This is a genomic window from Agromyces kandeliae (assembly GCF_009674665.1).
Taxonomy (GTDB): domain Bacteria; phylum Actinomycetota; class Actinomycetes; order Actinomycetales; family Microbacteriaceae; genus Agromyces; species Agromyces kandeliae.
Window position 1 is genome coordinate 185,601 of record NZ_WKJD01000018.1, and the last position, 23,138, is coordinate 208,738.

The following is a 23,138-nucleotide window of genomic DNA, read 5'->3' on the forward strand; positions in this document are numbered from 1 at the left end:
GCATCGACTGCGAAGGAGCATCATGACCACCGATCGCCGCGTGCTCGTCCTCATCGGCGCCGGATCCGCCGTGTTCACCCGCGGCCTGCTCGCCGACCTCATCGGCGCTCGAGACCTGGGGGGGTGGGAGATCCGACTCGTCGACGTCGACCCCGTCGCGCTTGACGTCGCGGCGGATCTCGCCGAGTCGATGGTCGCCGCACGCGGCGTGGGCGAGGACATCCGGGTCGTCCGCAGCGCGGATCGGCGTTCGGTGCTTCGCGGCGCCGACTTCGTCGTCACCTGCGTGGGCGTCGGCGGACGGCCGGCGTGGCAGCTCGACCACGAGATCGTGCAGCGCCACGGGATCTTCCAGCCCGTAGGCGACTCGATCATGCCGGGCGGCATCTCCCGACTGCTCCGGACCACACCGGTGCTCGTCGACATCGCTCGCGACATCGCGCAACTCGCCCCGGAGGCGTTCTTCTTCAACTACTCGAATCCAATGACGGCCAACGTCCAGGCCATCCACGCGGAGACCGGGCTCGAGGTCGTCGGACTCTGCCACGGCATGCACCACATCCAGCGCGAGCTCGCCCAACTCATCGGAGCGCCGTTCGAGGAGACGTCCACCCTCTACGCGGGCATCAACCACCTGACCTTCATCTACGACTTCCGGTGGAGCGGCCGGGACGCTTGGCCGCTCATCCGCGAGCGCGTCTCGGCGGAGCTCGCGGCGGGGCCCGACTCCTCCGACATCGGGAACATCTTCTACGACTCGCCGACCGCCTGGCACAATCCGTTCGCGTGGGAGCTCTTCGAGCGGTATGGCGCATTCGCTGCGGCGGGTGATCGCCACGTCGTCGAGTTCTTCCCCGAGCGCTTCGCGTCCGGGGACTACTACGGCAAGAAGCTCGGCATCGACGCGTTCAGCCTGCCGGAGATCCTCGAGTGGGGCGAGGCGCGCTACCAGGCGATGAAACGGCAGGCCGTGGGCGAGGAACCGCTCGACCAGTCGATCTTCGACCGCTCCGGAGGTGAACAGGAGCAGCTGATCGCCATCCTCCGATCCATCACGTTCGACTCGCGCGAGATGTTCAGCTGCAACGTCGTGAACCGCGGGCTCGTCCCCGGACTGCCCGAGTGGTCCGCGGTCGAGATCCCGGGGGTCGCCACGGCCCGTGGCATCCGTCCCGTGGCGGTGCCCGACCTCGGCAGGCCGCTTACCGCGATCCTCGCTCGGCGGCTCTCGTCCGTCGACGTGGCGGTCGAGGCGGCACTCACCGGCGACCGCGATCTGGTGGTCGAGGCGATGATCGCGGACGGGGCCGTCTCGGACACCGACCTCGCGGCCTCCCTCACCGACGAACTCCTGGCCGCGCAGGCGCGGTACCTTCCGAGGTTCGCATGAGCGCGCGGAACCTCGGCAGGGAGGAACGCGAGGCGGTGGCAGGCAGCGGTCTGCGCAGCGCTCGCTGGTTCGGGGCCGAGGGCAAGACGGGGTTCATGCATCGGTCTTGGATGCGGAGCGAGGGGCTCCCCGACGACACGTTCCGCGGACGTCCGGTCATCGGCATCGCGAACTCGTGGAGCGAGTTGACGAGCTGCAACATCCACCTCCGTGCGCTCGCCGAGCACGTGAAGCGGGGGATCTGGCAGGCGGGAGGGGTTCCCTTCGAGTTCCCCACCACGTCCGCGGGCGAACCCATCGTGCGCCCGACGGCCATGCTCCTCCGGAACCTCATGGCCATGGACCTCGAGGAGACCCTCCGGGCCAATCCGCTCGACGGCGTCGTGCTCCTCGCGGGGTGCGACAAGACGACGCCCGCCTACCTCATGGGCGCGGCATCGGTCGACCTCCCCGCACTGCTGATCACCGGCGGACCGATGCTGAACGGGAAGTACCGGGGCGGCGACATCGGATCGGGGACCTCGGTCTGGCGGTTCACCGAGGCGTACCGGGCAGGGCAGATCGACGCATCGGCGGTGACCGAGGCGGAGGGCTGCATGGCGAGGAGCCAAGGGCACTGCATGACGATGGGCACGGCGTCGACCATGGCGTGTGTCTCCGAGTTCATGGGGATGCAGCTGCCCGGCACTGCGGCCCTCCCCGCGAACGACTCCCGGCGCGCGACGGCAGCGCACCTGGCCGGGCGGCGCATCGTCGAAATGGTGGCCGAGGACCTGAGGCCGTCGAAGATCCTGACGCGGAAGGCGTTCGAGAACGGCGTCCGTGCGAACGCGGCTCTCGGCGGATCCACGAACGCGGTCATCCACCTGCTCGCACTCGCGCGACGCGTCGGGGTCGAGCTCACGCTCGACGACTTCGACCGACTCGTGCGGGACGTCCCGGTCCTCGCCGACCTGATGCCGAGCGGCCGGTTCCTGATGGAGGAGTTCGCGTATGCGGGCGGGACCGCGGGGTTCGCCGAGACGCTCGGCGACCTCCTCCACCGAGACGCCCTCACGATCACCGGCACGACGCTCGGCGAGAACTACGCGGGTGCCGAGGTCTTCGATCGCGAGGTCATCCGTCCCCTCGACAACCCCGTGAAGCCCGTGGGCAGCGGCATCGCGGTGCTCACCGGCAACCTCGCACCTCGGGGCGCTGTCATCAAGCAGTCGGCGGCGACGCCCGCACTGATGGTGCATCGCGGCCGCGCACTCGTCTGGGACTCGCTCGACGAGTACCTGGCCGACGCGGACGACCACGACCTCGATGTGGTCCCGGAGGACATCCTCGTCGTGCGCAACGTCGGGCCGAAGGGGTACCCCGGCATGCCGGAGGTGGGCAACCTGCCGCTTCCGAGGAAGCTGCTCGAGGCGGGCGTGACCGACATGGTGCGCATCTCCGACGCCCGCATGAGCGGAACCTCGTACGGGACGGTCGTGCTGCACGTCGTCCCGGAGGCTGCGGACGGCGGGCCGTTGGCACTCGTGCGCACGGGGGATCTCATCTCGCTGGACGTGCCGAACCGGAGCCTCGACGTCGAGGTCCCGGCCGGGGAGCTCGAGTCGCGACGCCGGGAGTGGCGCCCGCGCGAGGTTCCGGGCGGTGAGCGCGGCTGGACCAAGCTCTACATCGACCACGTCACACAGGCCGACGAGGGACTCGACCTCGACTTCCTGCAGGGCCGGAGCGGGGCTGCGGTCCCTCGGCAGGCGTTCTGATGGGCGACGACGTCCTGATCGTCGGCGCGTCCGGAATCCTCGCGCCCGCGGCGGCCGAACTGGCAGCACGCGGGCATCGGGTGACCGGGATCGCGATGCGGCGAGACGTCCCAGCAAGCGTCGCGGCGCTCCGGGTCGACGTTCGGGACGCGCACGCACTCGGCGTTGCGCTCGGATCGCGGCGCTGGGGGTCGGCGATCGTGTACGAGCCGGCGACCACCAGCGAGTCACGCGTCCTGCTCGAGGCTGCGGTCGACGGAAACCTCGTCCTGGTTCGGACGAGCGCTGCCGCCGATCCGGCCAACGGCGAGTTCCGCCCGCCGAAGGGCACGCTCCAGCTCGGCTGGATCGCAGGTCCGCCCCCACGCTGGCATGACGCCGAGGAGGTCTCGAGCGCAGCGCTCGAGGTGCTCGCCGACGGTCGCTCGCGGGTCCTCGGGGTCATCCGGCCGTGGGAGGAACGTCCGTGATCCTCGCCCTCTCGCTCTCGACGAGCCTCGACCTCACGTACGAGGTCGACGCGCTGCGGGTCGGCGCGATCACCCGCCCCCGGCAGGTCACGCCGGTCGCCGGCGGAAAGGCCCTGAACATGGCGCGGGCGGCAGTTGCCCTCGGAGGTGAGGTGCATGCGGTCGCCGCGGTGGGCGGGTTCACCGGGGAGCGCGTCGCCCGGCTGCTGCGGAACGACGGTGTCGGACTCACCGCCGTTCCCGTGTCCGGTGAGACCCGGACCTGCATCGCCATCGTCGAGCCCGCCGGCGGCGCCACGAGCACCGACATCTACGAACCGCCGGCGGCCTTCGCCGACTGGGACTGGCGGGCATTCGCGGACGCGGCGATCGCCGCGGTCGGCGAGCTGCGTCCGGGTTGGATCGTCGTGTCGGGCTCGGTGCCGCGGGGCATCGACCTCGACGGGCTCGCCGGGGTCGTCCGCGGATTCCGGGTCGCCGGCGCGCGGGTCGCGCTCGACACCTCGGGTGCCCCCCTGGCCGCCCTGGTCGAGGTCGCCGATCTCGTCAAGGTGAACCTCGAGGAGGCGTCCGACCTCGTCGGCCGGGCACTTCCGGACGCCGCCGAGGCCTGCCGAGAGCTCGGCGGGTCGTACGGGGTCGATGCCGTCGTCACGAACGGCGTCCGCGGTGCGGCCGCCATCGTCGACGGCGGTGCCCACGTGGTCGGGCCGCCGCGCGCGCGGGGACGCTTCCCCGCGGGCAGCGGTGACGCATTCTTGGCGGGGTTCATCGTCGCGCTGCATCGTGGTATTCCGGCGGCCGGCGCTCTCGCTCTGGCAGGGGAGGCGGGCGAGCGCAATGCGATGACTCCGGGCCAGGGAAGGCTCGGCGCCGCGCCGCAGCCATAGCGGACCCGCCTCGCCTCGGCCCCCGGTGGGCGGGCACGGGTGTCACACCCGCCGTCCGCCCGGTGGCGCCCTCGCGAGGTTCGGCGCCCGGCGCCTGATCGGCCGCGTGCCCGACGCGGTCGGCGTCATCACGCCGGGGCGGGGAGCCGGGCCAGCCCTTGCGCCGGCTGCCTGTGCGGCCCGGGGAGTCGAGGAGGTGCTGTCGTGCCGGATCGGACTACCGCGGGGTGCCAGACGGTGACCGCATGTCCCGCAACGCCCGCCCGTAGGCATCGCGGAGTCGTCCGTAGTCTCCGTCATCCCGCAGGAACGCTCCGATCCTGCAGAGCTTCTGAAGCTCCGACCATGCGTCGTCGCGCGCCGCGCCGTCGTCCCCGGCCCGGGTCCACGCGTCCATCAGATGACGCTTCTCTTCGCGATACTCATCGACGAGCCCGACCAGATACGCTTCCATGCTCTTGATCTGGTCCAGGATGTCGTCCCACCTGCCGAACAGCGGCCGGCCGGTCGCCGAGAACGTCGTCACGTCGTGTCGGACATCACGGAGCTCGACGTAGGCCCGGATGATCCGACGCATCTGCCGGTCCCAGGTCGCAACCGAGCGATCCGCCCACATGTAGGTCCGAGCGAGCTCGATGGCATGACTCGCGTCAACGAGACGACGGGCGTACCCGGCGCGACGGAGGTCGTCCTGCTCACGCCTGGCGCGATCGGCCTGCGCGCTGTCGACGACAGCCTTGACGACCACGCCGAGGATGACGATCACGATGGCCTGGACGGCAAGCTTCAGCATCTCGATTCGAGCCTGCTGCTGGCCGGCGGGTCCGAGCCCGAACCACGCCCCCAGTCCGATCGCGACGGCGATCGCCGTGATCGCGATGGCCGCGATCACGTAGCCGCTGCTTCGCCACGTCCTGCTCATGCGCTGCATCGGCGCCTCGGGGCGCCCCTAGAAAGCGGAGCATACTCGCGTTCAGCCGTCTCCGCCGAGTACCGGTGAGCGATTCCGGATCGGATGTCACACCCGCCGTCCGCCCGGTGTCTCCATGTCATCGACCCCGCTCGAGACCACAGAGGAGCCATGACCGACACCACGACCGACACCACGACCCGCGTCCCCGTCGCAGAGCTCACCGGCCCGCTCGGCGCCCTCGCGAGGTTCGGCGCCCGGCGCATGATCGGCCGCGTGCCCGACTCGGTCGGCGTCATGTGGCACAACCGTCGCGTGCTCCTCGACCTCATGGGCATCGGGCGCAAGGCGGAGAAGTGGAGCGCGCTCGACGCGAACCTGGGCTCCTACGCGTCGATGGCGGCCGCGGCCGCGATCGGATGCGGCTTCTGCCTCGACTTCCACTACTTCCTGTCGCACGACCACGGCCTCGACGAGGAGAAGGCGCGCGAGGTGCCGCGGTGGCGCGCGTCATCCGTCTTCACCCCGCTCGAGCGCCGGGTCATGGAGTACGCCGAGGCGATGTGCGAGACGCCGGTCGCCGTGACGGACGAGTTGTCCGATGCCCTGCTCGCCGAGCTCGGGCCGGCGGCGTTGGTCGAGCTGAGCGCGAAGGTCGGCCTGATGAACGCGACCGCGCGGGGCAACATCGCGCTCGGCATCCGTTCCGAGCACTTCGCGGATGCCTGCGGCCTCCCGCCGCTCGCGACCGGCTCGGCCGTCGTCGAGGCCGCGTAGGGTGGCGCGCATGAGCACGCACGACGGCGCCGGTGCCGACCCGTTCGTGACGCACCGCAACCTGCTCTTCACCGTCGCGTACGAGTTGCTCGGCTCGGCCGCCGACGCGGAGGACGTGCTGCAGGAGTCCTGGCTGCGGTGGGCCGAGGTCGACCGGGCCGAGGTGCGCGATCCGCGCGCGTACCTCGTCCGGGTCGTGACGCGGCAGTCGCTCAACCACCTGCGCACGCTGTCCCGGCGGCGCGAGGACTACGTCGGCGAGTGGCTGCCCGAGCCGCTGTTGACCAGTCGCGACGTCGCGGAGGACGTCGAGCTCGCCGAGTCCCTCTCGATCGCGACGCTCACGGTGCTCGAGACCCTCGGCCCGGCGGAGCGGGCGGTGTTCGTGCTGCGCGAGGTGTTCGACCTCGGCTACGACGAGATCGCGGACGCCGTGGGCAAGACTCCGGCGGCGGTGCGCCAGATCGCGCACCGGGCGAAGGAGCACGTCGCGGCCCGGCGTCCGCGCGTGCGCGTCGAGCCCACCGAGCAGGAGCGGGTCGTTCGGCGGCTCATGCTCGCCTTCAACACCGGCGACGTGCAGGCGCTCATGGACGTGCTCGCGCCCGACGTCGTCGCGATCGGCGACGGCGGGGGCAAGGCGCGCGGGGCGGCGCGGCGTCCGATCAGGGGTGCGCAGAGGATCGTCGCGTTCCTCATCGGCGCGACCGAGAAGTGGGGCCTGCGCCCCGTCGCGTCGATGACCTGGATCAACGGCGCGCCCGCGCTGCGGGTCGAGGTCGACGGGGAGCTCGCCGGCACGGTCAGCGTCGCGATCGAGCACGGGCTCGTGACGCGGATCTACTCGGTCGCGAATCCCGACAAGCTCGCGAGGCTCGACTCGGAGGCGCCGCTCGCGCGCTGAGCGCTCACCGGTCCGCGGGGCCGGAGCGCTCGGCAGCCTCGGCGAGCCGCCGCCGCTCGATTCCCTCGAGCAGCAGGTCGAGGCCGAACTCGAACTCGGTCTGGTCGTCGCACCAGCCGAGCGTCGACTCGGGGTCGACGTGGGCGACCTCGGCGAGCATGGCGGCGAGGTGCGGCGCGAACGACTGCATCTGCTCGAGCTGCCCGGGGGGCGGGGCCTGGCCGTCGTCGGAGAGCTCCTGCACGTACCCGTAGACGCGATTGCCGATCGCGTGGAGCGAGTGGTGGATGAGGTCGTGCGACATCCCGCTGTCGCGCATGACACCGACGATGCCGTCGACGTGCCGCACCATCGCGGGTGAGAAGGACTTGCGCTGATCGATGACGACGGGGGCCCATGGATGCCGCAGCAGCACGCGGCGCGCCCCGAGGATGCGCGCTCGGACCGCGGCGGACCAGCCCGCGGCGTCCGCTCGTGCCGGCCCCTGCGCTGCTGCCTCTGCTGCGATCTCGGCGAACGTCAGCTCGACGACGCCGTCGAGGATCGCGTTCTTGTTGGGCAGGTGGTAGTAGATCGACATCGCCTCGACGCCGAGCTCGTCGGCCAGGGCGCGCATCGTGAGGGCGTCGAGGCCGTCGCGGTCGGCGAGGTCGGAGGCGGCCCGGAGCACGCGCTCGCGGGTGAGCGGCGTGCGCGGCGCGCTGGTCCGCGTTTCGGCTGCCTTCGGCCCCATGTCCTCACCTTACAACGTGAGGTTTCATCCCCCGGGGTATGGACACGAGGGCCACGACCGGCGTATCTTACGTCGTAAGACTTACGATGTAAGGGAGCGATCATGACCAGCACCGACACCCGCACCATGCGAGCCGCCGTCGTCGAGCGGTTCGGCGGCCCCGAGACCGTCGCCATCGCGGACCGGTCCCGGCCGGAGCCCGCCGACGACGAACTGCTCGTGCGCGTGCGCGCCTCGACCGTGAGCATCGCCGACCATCGCCTGCGCACGCGCGAGGTGCCGCGAGGGCTCGGGCTCCTCGTCGGACCGGCGATCGGATTCCGCCGCCCGAGGCACGCGGTGCTCGGCATGGAGGCCGCCGGCGTCGTCGAGGCCGTCGGGTCGCGGGTGACGCGCTTCGCGCCCGGCGACGAGGTGATCCTCATGCGCGGCGCGCGCTTCGGATGCCATGCCGAGTACGTCACCGTCGCCGAGGGCGGCGAAATCGCCCGGAAGCCCGCGAACCTGTCGTTCGAGGAGGCGGCCGCCGTGATCTTCGGCGGGCACACCGCGCTGCGGTACCTCGACCTCGTCGACCTCGGCCCCGGCAGCGAGGTCCTCGTCAACGGCGCATCCGGCGCCGTCGGCACGGCCGTCGTCCAGCTCGCCGCACGCCGCGGTGCGCGGGTCACCGCCGTGACGAGCGGGCGGAACGCCGAGTTCGTGCGCTCGCTCGGGGCCGACGACGTCATCGACTACACGCGCGAGGACTTCGCCGCGGCCGGTCCCGGGCCCCGATACGACGTCATCGTCGAGTGCGTCGGCAACGCGCCGTTCGGCCGTGTCGGTCGTCTCATCCGCCCGGGCGGTGCGCTGCTCCTCGTGATCGCGGACCTGGCCGGCATGATCGGCGCCGCCGTCCGACCGCGGCGTCGCGGCATCCTCGTGAACCAGGCCGGCGGGTCGATGGGCGCGGGCGGGATGGCCCGGCTCTCCGAGCTCGCCGAGGCGGGCGACCTGCGCCCGGTCATCGATCGCACCTACGACCTCCACGACATCGTCGAGGCGCACCGCTACGTCGACACGGGGCGCAAGCGGGGGAGCGTCGTGGTGCGGGTGGGGTGAGGTTCAGCGCGCCCGCAGCTGCAGCCAGGCGGCCAGTCGCTGGTCGGGCCGCTCGAGCCGGATCCCGTGCTCGTCGGCCGCGCGACGGAGTCGGTGGCGGACGGTGTTCTGGTGCACGCCGAGGCGCTCGGCGGTCTGGGCGATGTTGCCGAACGACTCGAGCCAGGTGAGCAGGGTCTCGGCGAGCGGACGGGTGGCCTCGAACTCGAACAGCGCGTCGATCGCGGGGTCGCGCATCTCCTCGCTTCCGGCGAGCAGCTCGGCGACGCGCGTGACGACGAGCCTCGGACGGACGGAGTCCACCGTCACGATGCGCATCGCCGTCGTCGCGTCGCCCGGCGCGGCGACCTCGAGCAGGCGATCGGCGAGTTCACGGGCCCCGGCGACGTCGCCCGACCGATGCGCCGGACCGACGACCGCGATCCGCACGCCGTCGCCGACGAGGCGGTCGAGGAGCGGCAGCATCGGCTCGGCGATCGTCACGGCCTCGCCGACCGCCGCTGCGGCGAACAGCGCGTAGACGTGGCCGCGATGCGCGACCGCGACGGTGTCGGGCCGGTGCAGCACGAGGTGGCGGATCACGGTCGAGCGGAGCTGTGCGATGGCGGTCGGCCCGGCAGCGGGAACGTCGAACGCGAGCAGCGCGGCACCGCGCTCCTCGGGGATGCCGAGTTCGGCGAACTCGGTGCCCGTGAGGTCGATGCCGGTCAGCAGGGTCCGCAGGCGGTCCTCGCGAGGGCGCTGGTTCGTGGCGTGCGTGCGCAGGTCGTCGAGGAGGTGGGCGCCCGCGAGGGCGCTCGCGCGTCGGATCCGCTCGTCCTGCTCGTCGGTGATCGGCCCGTCGCCCGAGGCGTCGATCGCCCAGATCGTGCCGAGCGGGAGCGCTCCGGCTCGGATGGCGAACGCCACCCGCGGCTGCTCGTCGCCGAGCCGCGGGTACTTGATCGGCCCGTCGGCGCGGAGGACGGTGCGGTACTGGTCGTCGTTGTAGGGCGAGGCCGGAACCTGGCGCGCGAGGATGCCGTGCGTGCGGAGCTCGTCGATGAGCTGCCCCGGCACCGACGAGTAGGCGAGGATGTTGCGGCTCAGGTCCTCGATCGCGACGGAGCCGCCGAAGTGCTCGGCGAGCTCGTTGGCGATGGCGAAGAGCGGTTCGGCGCCGCGATCCTGCGGTCCGGTGAAGCCCGCGTCCGACTCGCCGATCAGGTGGGTGAGCTGCGCGTCGAGCAGGCGCCAGCTGATCCGGTCGGCGACCCGCAGGACCGCGAGACCGCTCGACTCGGCGATCGCCGCGAGCGCCGGCACGCGGTCGGCGCTGCACTTGACGACGAGCCCCACCGCGCCGCGATCGGCCGCGGATGACGCGAGCGCCGCCATGCGGGCCGTGCTGAGCGAGGCGGTCGAGGGGGCGAGCAGCAGGGTGCCCGCGGCATCCGTCACCTCGTCCGCGATGTCGAGGAACTCGGTGCCCGTGACCGCCTCGTGGCCGGGGATCGCCCCGAGCGACGTCAGCGTCGCGGGCCCCAGCTGGTCGACGAGTTCGCCGACCGTCACCCGCGGAATGATCGACGGGGATGGAGGAATCACTGCATCCATGAGGCAAAGTTATCTGGAATCTCCAACCACGGACAGGATCGATCTTCCTAGGCTGGCCCCGCGACGGCGCATCGGTGCCTCGCGAAGGAGGAACGATGACCGCGAACCGGCCGGCTCCCGCAGGCACCCGCCTCGGCGACCTGTGGCGCATCCTGCCCGAGGAGGCGACCGCGACCGACGACGGCGTGCTCGAGATCGGGGGCGTCGCGGTCACCGAGCTCGCGGAGCGCTTCGGCACCCCGCTGCACGTCTACGACGAAGCCGGCTTGCGCCGCCAGATCCGTCGATTCATCGACGGCCTGCACGCCCGCTGGGCCGATTCGGAGGTGCTCTTCGCCTCGAAGTCGCTGCCCGCCGTCGGCATGTACCGCATCGCGCAGGAGGAGGGGCTCTCGGTGGATGTCGCGGGCGGCGGCGAGCTGCGGCTCGCGCTCGCCGCGGGCGTCGACCCCGGCCGGATCCACATGCACGGCAACGCCAAGACCGACGCCGAACTGCGCATGGCGATCGAGGCCGGCGTCGACACGATCATCGTCGACAACGAGGATGAGCTCGACCGGCTCGAACGACTCCTCGAGCGCCCGCAGAAGCTGCTGCTCCGCGTCATCCCCGGCGTCGAGGCCAAGACCCACGCGTCGCAGGCGACCGGCGGGGCGACCTCGAAGTTCGGGCTTCCCATGGACCAGGCGGAACGGGCCATCGGCCGCATGCAGGCGCATCGGCTCATGCGGTTCGAGGGCGTGCACCTGCACATCGGCTCGCAGATCCTCGACACGGCGCAGTTCGGCGAGGCCGTCGCCAAGATCTCGTCGGTCGGTTCGTTCGGCACGTACGACGTCGGTGGCGGCCTCGGCATCGCCTACACCTACGACGAGCAGGCCCCGACCGTCGAGGACTACCTCGACGCCGTGGTCGCGGCAGCGCGCGCGAACCTGCCCGCCGACGCGCGGCTGCTCATCGAGCCCGGGCGCTCGATCGTCGGCCGGTCGGGGGTGACGCTCTACCGCGCCACCACGGTGAAGCGCACGGGCCGCACGTTCGTCGCGGTCGACGGCGGCCTCGCCGACCAGATGGACATCGCCCTCACCCAGCAGCGCTACGAGGCGATCCTCGCCGATCGGCTGCTCGAGCCGTGGACCGAGACCGCGCAGGTCGTCGGCCGCCAGTGCGAGTCGGGCGACCTGCTCGTCGACGGCGCGGCCATGCCGCCTGCGAGGGTCGGCGACCTCGTCGTGATGCCCGCGACCGGCGCGTACGCCTACACGATGTCGAACAACTACAACGGCGCGCTGAAGCCCGCGATCGTCTTCGTGTCGGATGGCGCGACCCGCGTGGTCGCGCGTCGCGAGACCTACGACGACCTGCTCGCGACGCACGCGCCCGCGACGGCCCCGGCGTACGCCTGAGCACGGAGCCGTCGCCCCGTACCCCACCCCGAACGCCACACCTCCAACGAAGGAGCCACCATGGCACTGCGCACCACCATCACCACCACCGCACTGCTCGGCGCGACTGCGGTCCTCGCCTCGCTCGCGCTCACCGGATGCTCGGGCTTCGGCACCGCTGCGGCCGGCGCCGCCGCGGGCGGCCCCGATGTCCCGATCGGCGACGAGGTCTCGACGACCGCCGACCCCGAGATCGCTGCGCTGCTGCCTGCGGCGATCGTGGAGAAGGGCCACCTCGACATCGCGGTCGACATCCCCTTCCCCCCGATGGCGATGTACGACGACACGAACCGCGAGGTCGGATTCGACCCCGAGCTCGCACGCCTCATCGGACAGAAGCTCGACATCGACGTCTCGATCAACAAGCAGGCGTTCGACTCGGTGATCCCGTCGCTGCAGGCGGGCAAGAACGACCTCATCATGAGCGGCATGAACGACACCGTCGAGCGGCAGGAGACGCTGAACTTCGTCGACTACACGCATGGCGGCTTCGCGATCGTCGTGAAGGCCGGCAACCCCGCCGGCATCGCCACCCAGACCGACCTGTGCGGTGCGACCGTGGCCGTGCAGAAGGCGACCGTGCAGGGCGAACTGCTCCGGGCAATGGCGTGCGGCGGGTCGCCCGTCGTCGTGACCGAACTGCCGTCCGACCTCGACGCGCAGACCGCGCTTCGCGCGGGCAAGGCCGACGCCTACGTCTCCGACGCGGTCGTCGCCGAGTACGCCGCCGCGACCACGGACGACGGCGATGCCTTCGACGTCGTCCGCGACCCCGAGAACCCTGCCGGGTTCGCACCCGTCTACAGCGGCATCGGCATCCTGAATGACGAAGACGAGCTCACCGAGGCCATCCGGCAGGCGTTCCAGGCGCTCATCGACGAGGGCGCGTACCAGCAGGTGCTCGACCGCAACAACATCGGCGCCTATGCGGTCGAGTCGGCGGAGCTGAACCGGGGGCGGGATCGTGACGGCCATCCACCAGGTGTCGCCCGTCGACGCGTCGGGGACCGACGACGACGTCGTCGCCGTTCCGCTCCGCCGACCGTGGCGGTGGGTCGGGGCCGTCGCGGTGCTCGTGCTCGCGGGTGCGTTCGCGGCATCCGTCGCCACCAACCCGAACCTCGACTTCGACGCGATCGGCGCCTTCCTCGTCGACCCGCGGATCCTCGAGGGCGTCGGCCTGACGCTCCTCATCACGTTCATCTCGATGGTCGTCTCGACGTTCCTCGCGATCGTGATCGCGGCGATGCGACTCTCGTCGAACCCGGTGCTCTCGTCGGTCGCGTGGTTCTACGTCTGGGCGTTCCGCGGCACGCCGCTGCTCGTGCAGATCGTGCTCTGGGGCTACCTCGGACTGCTCTACGACCGAATCACGATCGGCGTCCCGTTCACGGACATCGTGTTCTGGTCCGTCGACACCAACGTCCTGATCAGCGCCTTCACCGCCGGCCTCCTGGCACTGACGCTGAACCAGGCCGCGTACTCGTCCGAGATCGTCCGCGCCGGCATGATGTCGGTCGACGAGGGGCAGCGCGAAGCCGCCACCTCGCTCGGCATGTCGCCGCTGTACACCTTCCGTCGGGTGCTGCTCCCGCAGGCGATGCGCGTCATCATCCCGCCGATGGGCAACGAGACGATCTCGATGCTGAAGAACACGTCGCTGCTCTCGGTGATCGCCGTGCTCGAGCTCTACACGCAGGCGAGCGTGATCTCGTCGCAGAACCTGAAGCAGGTCGAGCTCCTCATCGTGGCGAGCCTCTGGTACCTGCTCATGACGAGCCTGCTCTCGATCCCGCAGTACTACCTCGAGCGCCGGTTCGGCCGCGGTGCGAGCCGCACGCTGCCGGCGACGCCGATGCAGCGACTCCGTCGAGCCATCGCCTCGCGCAGGCCCGCGCCGGACCCGGCGCCCGTGACCAAGGAGGTCGGAGTCGTATGACCATCACCGCTCCCGCAGACGCCGTGGAACGCGCCGTCGCGCGCCCGCTCGTCGAGATCCGCCGCGTTCGCAAGAGCTTCGGCGCCCACCAGGTGCTCCGCGACATCTCGCTCGATGCGCCGGAGGGCACGGTCACCGTGCTGCTCGGGCCGTCGGGCTCCGGCAAGTCCACGCTGCTGCGCTGCATCAACCACCTCGAGACCATCGACGGCGGACGCATCATGGTCGACGGCGAGCTCATCGGCTACCGCCAGACCGGGCACACGACGCACGAGATGACGCCGCGGCAGATCGCACGCCAGCGGCGCGGCATCGGCATGGTGTTCCAGCGCTTCAACCTCTTCCCGCACATGACCGCGCTCGAGAACGTCACCGAGGCGCCGACCGGCGTCGCGGGCGTGCCGGCGGCCGCGGCGAAGGCGCGCGGGCTCGACCTGCTCGACCGCGTCGGCCTCGCCGACTTCGCCCGGCACTACCCGGCGCAGCTCTCCGGCGGCCAGCAGCAGCGGGTCGCCATCGCGCGGGCGCTCGCGATGAGCCCCAAGCTCATGCTCTTCGACGAGCCGACGTCGGCGCTCGACCCCGAGCTCGTCGGCGACGTGCTCGACGTCATGCGCGAGCTCGCGCGCGACGGCATGACGATGATCGTCGTGACGCACGAGATCGGCTTCGCCCGCGGGGTGGCCGACCAGGTCGTGTTCATGGACGGCGGCGTCGTGGTCGAGTCCGGCGACGCCGCGGCGGTCATCGATGCGCCGCGGCGGCAGCGGACGCGGAACTTCCTCGAGAGCGTGCGCTAGGGGTCGCACGCCGAGATCGAGGGGGCGAGCGGATGCCGCGGGGAGGGGACCCCGCGGCATCCGTGTTTCAGACCGGCAGCGGCCGGTCGTCGACGATCGTCTTCATCACGAGCGTCGACTCGACGCGGCGCACGCCCGGCAGGGCCGACAATCGCTCGTCCCACAGCCGCTGGTAGGCGGGCAGGTCGGGCACGGCGACGCGCAGCAGGTAGTCGGGGTCGCCGAAGAGCCGCAGCGCCTGGATGACCTCGGGGATCTCGGCGACCGCCTCGTCGAACGCGGGCACGGTCGCCCGGTTCGCCTGGTCCATCGTGACGAACACGAGGGCGCCGAACCCCATGCCGACCGCGTCCGGGTCGATGATCGCGCGGTACCCCGTGATGGCGCCGGACGCCTCGAGCGCGCGCAGCCGGCGGTGGGTCGGCGACATGCTGAGCTGCACGCGCTCGGCCAGTTCGGTGAGGCTCAGCCGGCCATCGTGCTGCAGCTCGGCAAGGATTCTCCGATCGATGGCGTCCATGAGGAGGATTCTTCCACGGGTGCGGCGCGGCGGGGTGGAACTGGGCAGCGGCTTCCACGCGATCCTCCCTAGGTTCGTTCCCATGGACGTGCAACTGCTCATCGCGTGCTCGGTGATGATGACCCTGATGGTGATCCTGCCGGGGCCCGACTGGGCGTACCTCATCGCGGCGGGCACTCGGGAGCGCACCATACTGCCGTCGCTCGCGGGCATCCTCCTCGGCTACCTCGCGACCGTGGCGGCGGTGGCGATCGGCGTCGGCGCCGCGGTGGCGGCCGTGCCGTGGATCATCGTCGGGCTGACGTTCGCGGCGGCGGTCTACCTCACCTACCTGGGCGTGCGCGTGCTGCGCGAGCCGCCCGTCCTGGTCGCCGTGGCGGGCGGTGCTCCCGCCGAGGCATCCGCTCGCCCCTGGCTTCGCCTGCTGCAGGGCGCCGGCGTCTCGGGGCTCAACCCCAAGGGCCTGCTGGTGCTCGTCGTGCTGCTGCCCCAGTTCACGGATGCCGCGGGCAGCTGGCCGATCCCGGTGCAGCTCGCGGTGCTCGGCCTCATCTTCGTCGCGGCGTGCGCGGCCGTGTACACGGTCGTCGGGTACGGCTCGCGAACGGTGCTGCGGCTGCGCCCGTCGGCGATGCGGATCGTGTCGCGCGTGTCGGGGGCGGCGATGATCGTGCTCGCGGCGGTGCTCGTCGTGGAGCAGGTGGTGCACCTCACCCGAGGCTGAACCCGCCGTCGCTCGTGATGACCTGCCCGGTGACCCACGCGCCGCTCGGCGTGGCGAGCCATCCGATCAGGTTCGCGACATCCTCGGGTCGGCCGACCCTGCCGAACGGGGTGGTCGCGAGGTGCGCCTCGAGCTCGTCGAGCGGCCGGTCGGACGTCTCCGGGTCGAGGTACCCCGTGTTCACCGGCCCGGGGTCGATCGTGGTGAGCAGCACCCCCAGCTCGAGCAGCTCGGCGGCGACGGTCGCGGTGACGCCGGCCAGTGCCGCCTTGCTCGTCGCGTACGCGACCTCCCCGCGCATCGGGCCGTGCACCTGGCCGGAGGTCATCCAGAACACGCGCCCCTGCGGTTCGGCGAAGGGCGCGTCGCGTCGGATGCGTTCGCCGGGGCGGAGCGGCGGCGCATCCGACCGAGGTCGCTTCGAGCGCGCGAACGCGGCGGTGAGGAGCAGCGTCGACCGCGTGTTGACGTCCCAGAACGCGTCGAGCGCCTCGGGCGTCATGTCGAGGATGCCGCCGTCGCCGCCGCTCTTCGCGTGGTTGCAGACGAGGAGGTCGAGCTCGCCGGTGAGCCCTCGTGCCGCCCCGATCACTCGCTCGACCTGCGAGGCGTCCGCGAGGTCCGCGGCGACGTCGTCCATCCGGGCGCCGGGGGCGAGCGACGAGCGGATGCCGGCGCGGACCGCGTCGAGGTCGTCGCCGCCCCACGGCTGGTCGAGGTCGTGCGGGCGGTGGTGGTGGATCACGACGTTCGCGCCGAGGGCGGCGAACCTGGTCGCGACCGCGTAGCCGATCCCGCGGCGCCGGGAGACGCCGGTCACGAGGGCCGTCCGGCCGGAAAGGGCGAGAGGTGCATGCATGGGTGAGCCTTTCGCTGCGCGCGGAGCGCGCTGGGGAATCAGGGAACGAGCGGAGGCGGCTCACCGGCATTGCATGGCGTCACCGTAGCGCATGCGTGACGTCCCGAGGTGCCCCAAGGGTGACGGGTCAGGGGCTAGACAGTTGCGCCGCGTAGACGTGCTCGCGGATCACCGCGCCGGCGAGATCGTACTTCTGCCAGTTCTCGAGCTTCGTGAAGAAGGTGTGCGAGAACCACGCGTCCGGGTTCGCCCAGTGGAGTTCGACGGGCTTGTGGGGCAGCTTCGCTTGATCGAAGCGCTGCGTGCTGCCGTTGACAAGCCCGTCGGCCAGTACGACGTGATCCAATCGCGTGCGCATCACCACGGCGCGGCCGACGTGGTCGCGGATCCGCCCCCATTCGTCGTCGGACCTCGGAAGCACGGGCGTGTGCATGAGGACGAACATCCGCACGACCTCACCGTTGCCTGAAGCGGTGAGCGCGACATTCCCGCCATGGCTGTGGGTGAACACGGTGTCGAACGGCGGGAGTGCGAGCGCATCGTGCCAGACGCGCAGCTCCGATGCTCCGGCATCGCGCGCTTCCTGGGAGAACACGCCGCTCCATGTGAAGTACGTGACCTCGTCGTAGAGGTTCGGTGTGCACGCGTCGAGGAGGTGCGAGTGGAGGGGGCTTCCGGGAACGTACCAGGAGTCCTTCGCGACCTGGGCCCATGTGCCGTGGATCGCGAGGCTGACCTCGGCCCCGGTCGCCGGGGGAGCCGCTCCTCCAGCCGCGCTCGTCGGACCGCCCGTGGCTGTGGGGCCCTCTTCACCGAGGACGGCACGGGCCATCATCGCGACGTGATCGTCCTCCGACTCCAAGGACTGCGTCAGAACACCGCTCGCACCGACGAGCCCCTCACCACCGAACGCCCGGAGCCCGGCGGCCGCAGCGACGCGCTCGACCTCCGCCTCACTTCCGAGCGTGTAATTGAGCAGAGCGAGCAGGGCCGTGGGCGCATGCGTGAACTCGACGTTGCGCCAGAGCGCGATCTCTTCCTCCTTGCGCGTCGGCGCACCGAGATACCAGCCTTCGGGCCCCGACACGCCATGGTCCCGCAGCGCGAACCTCGTCAGGTCGTCGAGCCGCTCCTGATCCCGCCAGATCGCGAGTTCCTCGCCGGCCGGCTCGACGTACGGAACGCCGAGAGCTTCGGCGTCGTCGCGGATGTCCGCGACCTGTGACGGGGTGCCGAACGCTTCGGTCGACATCGCCAGCGACTGCGCAGCCCTGCTGCTCTCGGCGCCGAGGGTGTCGGTCTCGTAGGCGTCCTGTCCGAAGACGGGCGTGAATCGGTCATCCGGGCCCGGGGGCGGTTCGAGGGTGGTCATCGCTGCTTCGTTTCTCTCGCGAACGGCGTCGACGGTCGAGCGCGACGCTCGAGGTGAGTATCGTCCTCAGTTCATCGATGCGTGACCCCCGTTCGGGCCACATATCTGAATCGATCCTGACTGGATAGGGGGGATTCGGGTCCGCGACGAGCCCGTACCCTGTCCGGGTGGATGCCTGCGCCGCCCTCGCCGACTCGATCGAGCGCCTCGCCGAGCGCGGCTACGCGAACCGGCGGTTCCTCAAGGAACTGGGCCGCGCTGCCGGGGTCGGTCGCGGTCCGCGGTGGTTGTTCGACGCGGCATCCGGTGGCAGCAATCGCCTGCGCGGGCGCGGCTTCCGGAGGCACGTCGACGACCGCACCGACGGACAGGCGCGCCACTTCGCCGGGACGGTCGCCGTCGCCGCCCGCATCGGTGGGCCGCTGACGCGGTGGCTCACGACGGTGGTGCTGCGCGATCCGCCGACCACGCCCGACGGGAGGCTCAGCGACGAGGCGATCGAGTTCGCGCGACTCGTCCGGTCGGGCGAGCTCGCCCAGACGGATGCCGCGGGGTGGGTGCGCGACCGGCTCTGCCACGCGGCGGCGTAGCCGGCCGGCGACGCGTGCGCGGTCGGCCCGCGCGGGCGCGACGCCGCGGCGCGGAGGGTGGGCGTAGCCTGCACGCATGGGCGACGCGAACACCGGCGACCGGGCGTACGAGAAGTACGACGTGAAGCGCGCGCATCGTGAGCTGTACGCTCCGTCGGCGAAGGACTTCGCGCTCGTCGACGTGCCGCCGATGCAGTACCTCGCGATCGACGGGCACGGCGACCCGAACACGGCTCCGGCCTACTCCGAGGCGGTCGAGGCGCTGTTCGGGGTCGCGTACGCGGTGAAGTTCGCGAGCAGGAGATCGCTCGGTCGCGACTTCGCGGTGGCGCCGCTCGAAGGGCTCTGGTGGGCGGACGACCCGGCGGCGTTCGCCGCGAACGACCGCGCCGCGTGGAACTGGACGATGCTGATCGCGCAGCCCGACTGGATCGACGAGGCGGCCGTCGCGGCCGCCGTCGACGCGACTCGGGCGAAGGGCCGGGGCTCGCCGTCGCTCGACGCGCTCCGCCTCACCCGCCTCGCGGAGGGCAGGTCCGCGCAGATCATGCACCTCGGTCCGTTCGCGGACGAGGCGCCCACGCTCGCTCGCCTGCATCACGAGTGGATGCCGCAGCACGGACTGACCTTCAACGGCCCGCATCACGAGATCTACCTCAGCGATCCGCGGCGCACCGCGCCGGAGAAGCTGCGGACGGTGCTCCGGCAGCCGGTGCGGTCGGAGTGACCGTGGCGTGTGCCGGTGCCGCGATCAGGCCTCCGTCACGTCGATCAGCACCTTCCCGATGGTCCCCGCCTCGACCGCGTCGTGCGCCTCGGCGGCGCGCTCGAGGGGGAACCGCGTGAGCGGGAGCCCGGCGTCCTCGCCGACGGGCAGCGCGCCGTCCTCGAGCGCACGCGTGAGGTCCTCCGCCGCGGCGGCGAGCGCCGCGTCGCCGACGGTGTAGAGCAGGAGGAACTGGTACCGGGCGTTGAGTGCGAAGTGGTGGCGCACGTCGAGCGTCATCTCGGCGCCGCCGTCGGTGGCGTACACCGAGATCGAGCCGTGGTTGGCGATGACCTTCGCGTTCAGCGCCGCGTTGCGGGCGGGGGAGACCTCGACGACCTGGTCGACGCCGTCGGGCGCGATGGCGCGGATGGCGCGGGCCGCGTCTTCCGTACGGTAGTTCACCACGTGGTGGGCGCCGGCCGCCGTGGCGAGTGCGGCCTTCTCGGGCGAGCTGATGGTGGTGATGACCCGGGCGCCCGCCCAGCGGGCGAGCTGGATGGCGGCGTGTCCGACGGCGCCGGCGCCGCCGGCGACGAGCACGGTGCGGCCGTCGAGCGTGCCCGGGCCGAGCCGCGCCGGGCCGCCGTCGTGCACGGTGAGGGCCCGGTGGGCGGTCATGGCGGGGACGCCGAGGGATGCGCCGACGTCGAAGCCCGCGGCATCCGGAAGGCGCACGACTCGGCTCGCGGGGACCACCGTGAACTCCTGCGCGGTCCCCGTCGGCCGCTCGTGCGCGGCGAGGAGGATCCAGACCCGGTCGCCGACCGCGAACCCGGTCGCCCCGTCGCCGACCGCATCGACGACGCCGGCGCCGTCCTGGTTCGGCACGACCTCGGGAAAGGGCGTGGCCGCGCCGGGCGCTGCGCCGATGCCGATACGCGCCTTCCAGTCGGTCGGGTTGACGCCCGAGACCGCGACGCGCACCCGCACCTCGCCAGGGCTGGGCTCCGGGATGTCGCGCTGGACGAGCTGGAGGACGGACGACGGGCCGGTCGAGGAGTAGGCGATCGCTCTCATGCATGGGGCAACGCGTCAGGGGCGGTGAATCTTCCGGCCCCCGATCGATGGCGCGCGTCGGCGGCGGACGGACAGTGCCAGCACCGAGGCATCCGCCCGCCCTCGAAGGGTACGCTCGCGGCATCGAGCCCCGATCGGACCGGATCCGGGCCGATCCGGACGGTGATCCTCGATGACGAACCCGAACGCCCGCACGTACCTCTTCGCGCTGACCGACGCCGGCGGCACCGTGCCGCCAGAGGTCGGGGTCGTGCGTCGGGTCGTCGATCGCGGGCACCGGGTGACGGTCCTCGCCGACGAGACGATGGCGCCCGTCGTCGAGAGCGCGGGGGCGGCGGTGCGGATCTGGCGGCGGCCGTTCGAGGAGTTCCGCGACTGGGAGCTCAGGACGCCGATCGCGTTGGCCCGGGGCATGGCCGAGCACATGCTCGTCGGCCCGGCCGCCGAACAGGCCGATGACACGGGCGTCGCGATCGACGAGATCGAGCCCGACCTCGTCGTGACCTCGGGCTTCGCGCTCGGCGCGATGATCGCGGCCGAGTCGCGTGGGGTGCCGTTCGACCTCCTGATGCCGAACGTCTACGTGCTGCCCGCCGACGGAATGCCGCCGTTCGGCGCGGGCTCGCGCCCGCGCACGGCGCGCTCGGACGCGCTCGCGACCGCGCGATGCGCGCGGGATCCGCTCGCCTCATCGATCACTCCACGCTGCGGGAGCTCAACGAGGTCCGGAATCGTGCGGGGCTCCCGCCGATCCCGACGCTCTGGGCGCAGATGCGGCATGCCCGGATGCAGCTCGTCCTCACCTCGGCGGCCTTCGACTTCCCCGCGACCCTGCCCGGCAATGCGCGCTACGTCGGGCCGATCCTCGACGACCCCGAGTGGGCGGATGCCGCGGGTTGGAGCCCACCCGACGGCGACGACCCGCTCGTGCTCGTCGCGATGTCGTCGACCTTCCAGAACCACGTCGACTGCATGCAGCGCATCGCCGACGCGCTGGGCGAGCTGCCCGTGCGCGGACTCGTGACGACCGGCCCGGCCGTCGAGCCGGGCAGGATCCGTGCGCCGACGAACGTCGAGGTCGTGGCATCCGCGCCGCACGCCGAGGTGCTGCCGCGCGCCGACCTCGTCGTCACGCACGGCGGCCACGGCACGGTCATCAAGGCGCTCGCCGCCGGATGCCCGCTCGTGATCCTGCACCACGGACGGGACCAGGCCGACAATGCGGTGCGCGTGACCCGGCGCGGTGCAGGGGTCGCCGTCCCGCGCACGGCGTCGAGCGCGCGCATCGCGCGGGCCGTCGCGGAGGTGCTCGGAGATGCGAGCTATCGCGAGGCGGCGGCGCGGTTGGGGCGCGCGATCGTGCGGGATGTCGCGGAGTCGCCGCTGCTCGATGAGCTCGAGCGGGTGCCGGCGCGCCGGGGGTAGTCTCCAAGCGTGCCCCCGACACCTGTTCCCGGTGCGGCTGTGACGCAGTTCGCGGTGCTCGACGCGCTGCTCGCGGGCGCCTACGAGTCCGGCCTGCGCGTCGGCGAGGCGTGCGCGATCGGGGACTTCGGCCTCGGCTGCGTCGAGCAGCTGGGCGGCGAGGTCGTGATCCTCGACGCGGCGGCGATCGAGTGCACGCTCGACGGCCCGCCCGCGGTGATGCGCATGGATGAGACCCTGCCGTTCGCGATCGTCTGCCGATTCCCGGACATCCCGTCGACCGACGTGCACGGTCGCGACCTGGCCGGCTTCGCGGCATCCGTCGACGAGGCGCTGACGAGCCGGAACCTCTTCCATGCCGTCCGCTTCGACGGCGTCCTGTCGGAGGTTCGCGTGCGTGTCACGCCGCGCCAGCGGCATCCGCTCCCGCCCCTCGCCGAGGTGACGGAGCAGCAGGTCGAGACGGTGGCGCTCGGCATCCGCGGCACGCTCGTCGGGTTCTGGACGCCCGCGATCTACCAGGGCATCGCGGTCGCCGGCCTCCACCTGCACTTCCTCAGCGACGACCGGAGCTTCGGCGGGCACGTGCTCGACCTCGCCGTCGAGGCCGGCGAGCTGCGCGTCGCGGCGTTCGCGCGCTTCGACCTGCACCTGCCGACCGACGAGCTCTTCCTCCGCACCGAGCTCACGCACGCCGAGGACCACCGCATCGTCGCGGTCGAGGGCGGCGGGGCGACGTCGTGAGAGCGCGAGCGGATTGACCCATGGTCGAGATCTCCGATGACGACTTCGAGCGGATGCTCGGCGAGGTCTTCGACGCGCTCCCCGACGACATGGTCCGCGGCCTCGAGAACGTCGCGATCTCGTTCGAGGACCAGCCGATCGCGCAGCGACCTCGGCTCTTCGGCCAGTACCGGGGCCACCCGCTCACGACACGCGGCGTCTACGGGTTCGGCGAACTGCCCGACCGCATCACGCTCTACAAGAACAACCTCGAGGAGCACAGCGCCGACCTCGACGCCCTCCGCGCGCGGATCCGCATCACGCTCGTCCACGAGATCGGGCACTACTTCGGGCTCGACGACGCGCGGCTCAGGGAGTTGGGCTGGGCGTAGGTGCGCGCGTCGGGCCCGGTGCCGCGACC

The 23,138-nt window shown here is 71.7% G+C and carries 23 protein-coding genes and 1 pseudogene; 17 read left to right on the forward strand and 7 right to left on the reverse strand.

Annotated features, from left to right (window positions below; all coding sequences use genetic code 11):
- Positions 1 to 22: 22 nt before the first annotated feature.
- The 4 genes from GJR97_RS13635 to GJR97_RS13650 are packed head-to-tail and all read left to right on the forward strand — an operon-like array spanning position 23 to position 4,510.
- Positions 23 to 1,390 (forward strand): family 4 glycosyl hydrolase, encoded by a 1,368-nt coding sequence (locus tag GJR97_RS13635; protein ID WP_154347337.1) that lies wholly within the window; start codon positions 23 to 25, stop codon positions 1,388 to 1,390.
- On the forward strand, positions 1,387 to 3,150 hold the full coding sequence (locus GJR97_RS13640) for an IlvD/Edd family dehydratase (protein ID WP_154347339.1): 1,764 nt from the start codon (positions 1,387 to 1,389) through the stop codon (positions 3,148 to 3,150). The genes GJR97_RS13635 and GJR97_RS13640 overlap by 4 nt, the downstream gene beginning before the upstream one ends.
- Complete coding sequence (locus GJR97_RS13645; protein WP_154347341.1) at positions 3,150 to 3,620, forward strand: Rossmann-fold NAD(P)-binding domain-containing protein; 471 nt, start codon at positions 3,150 to 3,152, stop codon at positions 3,618 to 3,620. Before GJR97_RS13640 ends, GJR97_RS13645 begins: the two co-directional genes overlap by 1 nt.
- The gene (locus tag GJR97_RS13650) at positions 3,617 to 4,510 is read left to right on the forward strand and encodes a 1-phosphofructokinase family hexose kinase (protein WP_154347343.1); all 894 of its coding nucleotides are present in this window, start codon (positions 3,617 to 3,619) and stop codon (positions 4,508 to 4,510) included. The genes GJR97_RS13645 and GJR97_RS13650 overlap by 4 nt, the downstream gene beginning before the upstream one ends.
- A gap of 217 nt (positions 4,511 to 4,727) precedes the next feature.
- On the opposite strand, the gene GJR97_RS13655 is transcribed toward GJR97_RS13650, so the two are convergent.
- Positions 4,728 to 5,402, reverse strand: coding sequence for a hypothetical protein (locus GJR97_RS13655; protein WP_154347345.1), 675 nt, complete (start codon positions 5,400 to 5,402; stop codon positions 4,728 to 4,730).
- Positions 5,403 to 5,591: 189 nt separating this feature from the next.
- Between GJR97_RS13655 and GJR97_RS13660 the strand changes: the two genes are divergently transcribed.
- The gene (locus GJR97_RS13660) at positions 5,592 to 6,197 is read left to right on the forward strand and encodes a carboxymuconolactone decarboxylase family protein (protein WP_154347347.1); all 606 of its coding nucleotides are present in this window, start codon (positions 5,592 to 5,594) and stop codon (positions 6,195 to 6,197) included.
- A gap of 10 nt (positions 6,198 to 6,207) precedes the next feature.
- Entirely contained in the window at positions 6,208 to 7,101 is an 894-nt protein-coding gene (locus GJR97_RS13665) for an RNA polymerase sigma-70 factor (RefSeq protein WP_154347349.1), read from the forward strand.
- A gap of 4 nt (positions 7,102 to 7,105) precedes the next feature.
- On the opposite strand, the gene GJR97_RS13670 is transcribed toward GJR97_RS13665, so the two are convergent.
- Complete coding sequence (locus GJR97_RS13670; RefSeq protein ID WP_154347351.1) at positions 7,106 to 7,834, reverse strand: TetR/AcrR family transcriptional regulator; 729 nt, start codon at positions 7,832 to 7,834, stop codon at positions 7,106 to 7,108.
- Positions 7,835 to 7,936: 102 nt separating this feature from the next.
- Here GJR97_RS13670 and GJR97_RS13675 point away from each other — a divergent pair, with 102 nt between their 5' ends.
- Entirely contained in the window at positions 7,937 to 8,938 is a 1,002-nt protein-coding gene (locus GJR97_RS13675) for an NAD(P)-dependent alcohol dehydrogenase (protein ID WP_229276287.1), read from the forward strand.
- 3 nt (positions 8,939 to 8,941) lie between these two features.
- Here GJR97_RS13675 and GJR97_RS13680 read toward each other — a convergent pair whose 3' ends face one another.
- On the reverse strand, positions 8,942 to 10,492 hold the full coding sequence (locus GJR97_RS13680; protein ID WP_324613490.1) for a PucR family transcriptional regulator: 1,551 nt from the start codon (positions 10,490 to 10,492) through the stop codon (positions 8,942 to 8,944).
- Positions 10,493 to 10,629: 137 nt separating this feature from the next.
- Between GJR97_RS13680 and lysA the strand changes: the two genes are divergently transcribed.
- From lysA to GJR97_RS13700, 4 genes and pseudogenes are all read left to right on the forward strand, one after another.
- A complete protein-coding gene (gene lysA, locus GJR97_RS13685; RefSeq protein ID WP_154347355.1) occupies positions 10,630 to 11,940 on the forward strand; it encodes a diaminopimelate decarboxylase in 1,311 nt (436 codons plus the stop codon).
- A gap of 60 nt (positions 11,941 to 12,000) precedes the next feature.
- A pseudogene (locus tag GJR97_RS18355) lies at positions 12,001 to 12,873 on the forward strand (transporter substrate-binding domain-containing protein); the annotation flags it as partial.
- Between the two features lie 70 nt (positions 12,874 to 12,943).
- On the forward strand, positions 12,944 to 13,918 hold the full coding sequence (locus tag GJR97_RS13695) for an amino acid ABC transporter permease (RefSeq protein WP_324613491.1): 975 nt from the start codon (positions 12,944 to 12,946) through the stop codon (positions 13,916 to 13,918).
- Positions 13,915 to 14,718, forward strand: a complete 804-nt coding sequence (locus GJR97_RS13700) for an amino acid ABC transporter ATP-binding protein (RefSeq protein WP_154347428.1) — start codon at positions 13,915 to 13,917, stop codon at positions 14,716 to 14,718. Before GJR97_RS13695 ends, GJR97_RS13700 begins: the two co-directional genes overlap by 4 nt.
- Positions 14,719 to 14,785: 67 nt before the next feature.
- On the opposite strand, the gene GJR97_RS13705 is transcribed toward GJR97_RS13700, so the two are convergent.
- Positions 14,786 to 15,238: an Lrp/AsnC family transcriptional regulator gene (locus tag GJR97_RS13705; protein WP_154347357.1), complete on the reverse strand. Its 453-nt coding sequence runs from the start codon at positions 15,236 to 15,238 to the stop codon at positions 14,786 to 14,788.
- Between the two features lie 82 nt (positions 15,239 to 15,320).
- Here GJR97_RS13705 and GJR97_RS13710 point away from each other — a divergent pair, with 82 nt between their 5' ends.
- Entirely contained in the window at positions 15,321 to 15,962 is a 642-nt protein-coding gene (locus tag GJR97_RS13710; protein ID WP_154347359.1) for a LysE family translocator, read from the forward strand.
- Here GJR97_RS13710 and GJR97_RS13715 read toward each other — a convergent pair.
- Together GJR97_RS13715 and GJR97_RS13720 are read right to left on the reverse strand one after the other, a co-directional pair.
- Positions 15,949 to 16,821, reverse strand: coding sequence for an SDR family oxidoreductase (locus tag GJR97_RS13715; RefSeq protein ID WP_154347361.1), 873 nt, complete (start codon positions 16,819 to 16,821; stop codon positions 15,949 to 15,951). The genes GJR97_RS13710 and GJR97_RS13715 overlap by 14 nt on opposite strands.
- 127 nt (positions 16,822 to 16,948) lie before the next feature.
- Entirely contained in the window at positions 16,949 to 18,193 is a 1,245-nt protein-coding gene (locus GJR97_RS13720; RefSeq protein WP_154347363.1) for a hypothetical protein, read from the reverse strand.
- A gap of 167 nt (positions 18,194 to 18,360) precedes the next feature.
- Between GJR97_RS13720 and GJR97_RS13725 the strand changes: the two genes are divergently transcribed.
- Positions 18,361 to 18,783, forward strand: a complete 423-nt coding sequence (locus GJR97_RS13725) for a hypothetical protein (protein ID WP_195760720.1) — start codon at positions 18,361 to 18,363, stop codon at positions 18,781 to 18,783.
- A gap of 76 nt (positions 18,784 to 18,859) precedes the next feature.
- A complete protein-coding gene (locus GJR97_RS13730; protein WP_154347365.1) occupies positions 18,860 to 19,510 on the forward strand; it encodes a GyrI-like domain-containing protein in 651 nt (216 codons plus the stop codon).
- A gap of 24 nt (positions 19,511 to 19,534) precedes the next feature.
- Here GJR97_RS13730 and GJR97_RS13735 read toward each other — a convergent pair whose 3' ends face one another.
- Complete coding sequence (locus GJR97_RS13735) at positions 19,535 to 20,569, reverse strand: NADPH:quinone reductase (RefSeq protein WP_154347366.1); 1,035 nt, start codon at positions 20,567 to 20,569, stop codon at positions 19,535 to 19,537.
- 666 nt (positions 20,570 to 21,235) lie between these two features.
- On the opposite strand from GJR97_RS13735, the gene GJR97_RS18360 reads away from it, so the two are divergent.
- The 3 genes from GJR97_RS18360 to GJR97_RS13750 are packed head-to-tail and all read left to right on the forward strand — an operon-like array spanning position 21,236 to position 23,109.
- Positions 21,236 to 21,994, forward strand: a complete 759-nt coding sequence (locus GJR97_RS18360; protein WP_229276288.1) for a glycosyltransferase — start codon at positions 21,236 to 21,238, stop codon at positions 21,992 to 21,994.
- Positions 21,995 to 22,033: 39 nt separating this feature from the next.
- Positions 22,034 to 22,738: an acetolactate decarboxylase gene (budA, locus tag GJR97_RS13745; protein WP_324613492.1), complete on the forward strand. Its 705-nt coding sequence runs from the start codon at positions 22,034 to 22,036 to the stop codon at positions 22,736 to 22,738.
- 20 nt (positions 22,739 to 22,758) lie between these two features.
- Positions 22,759 to 23,109, forward strand: coding sequence for a metallopeptidase family protein (locus GJR97_RS13750; RefSeq protein WP_154347367.1), 351 nt, complete (start codon positions 22,759 to 22,761; stop codon positions 23,107 to 23,109).
- Positions 23,110 to 23,138: the final 29 nt, after the last annotated feature.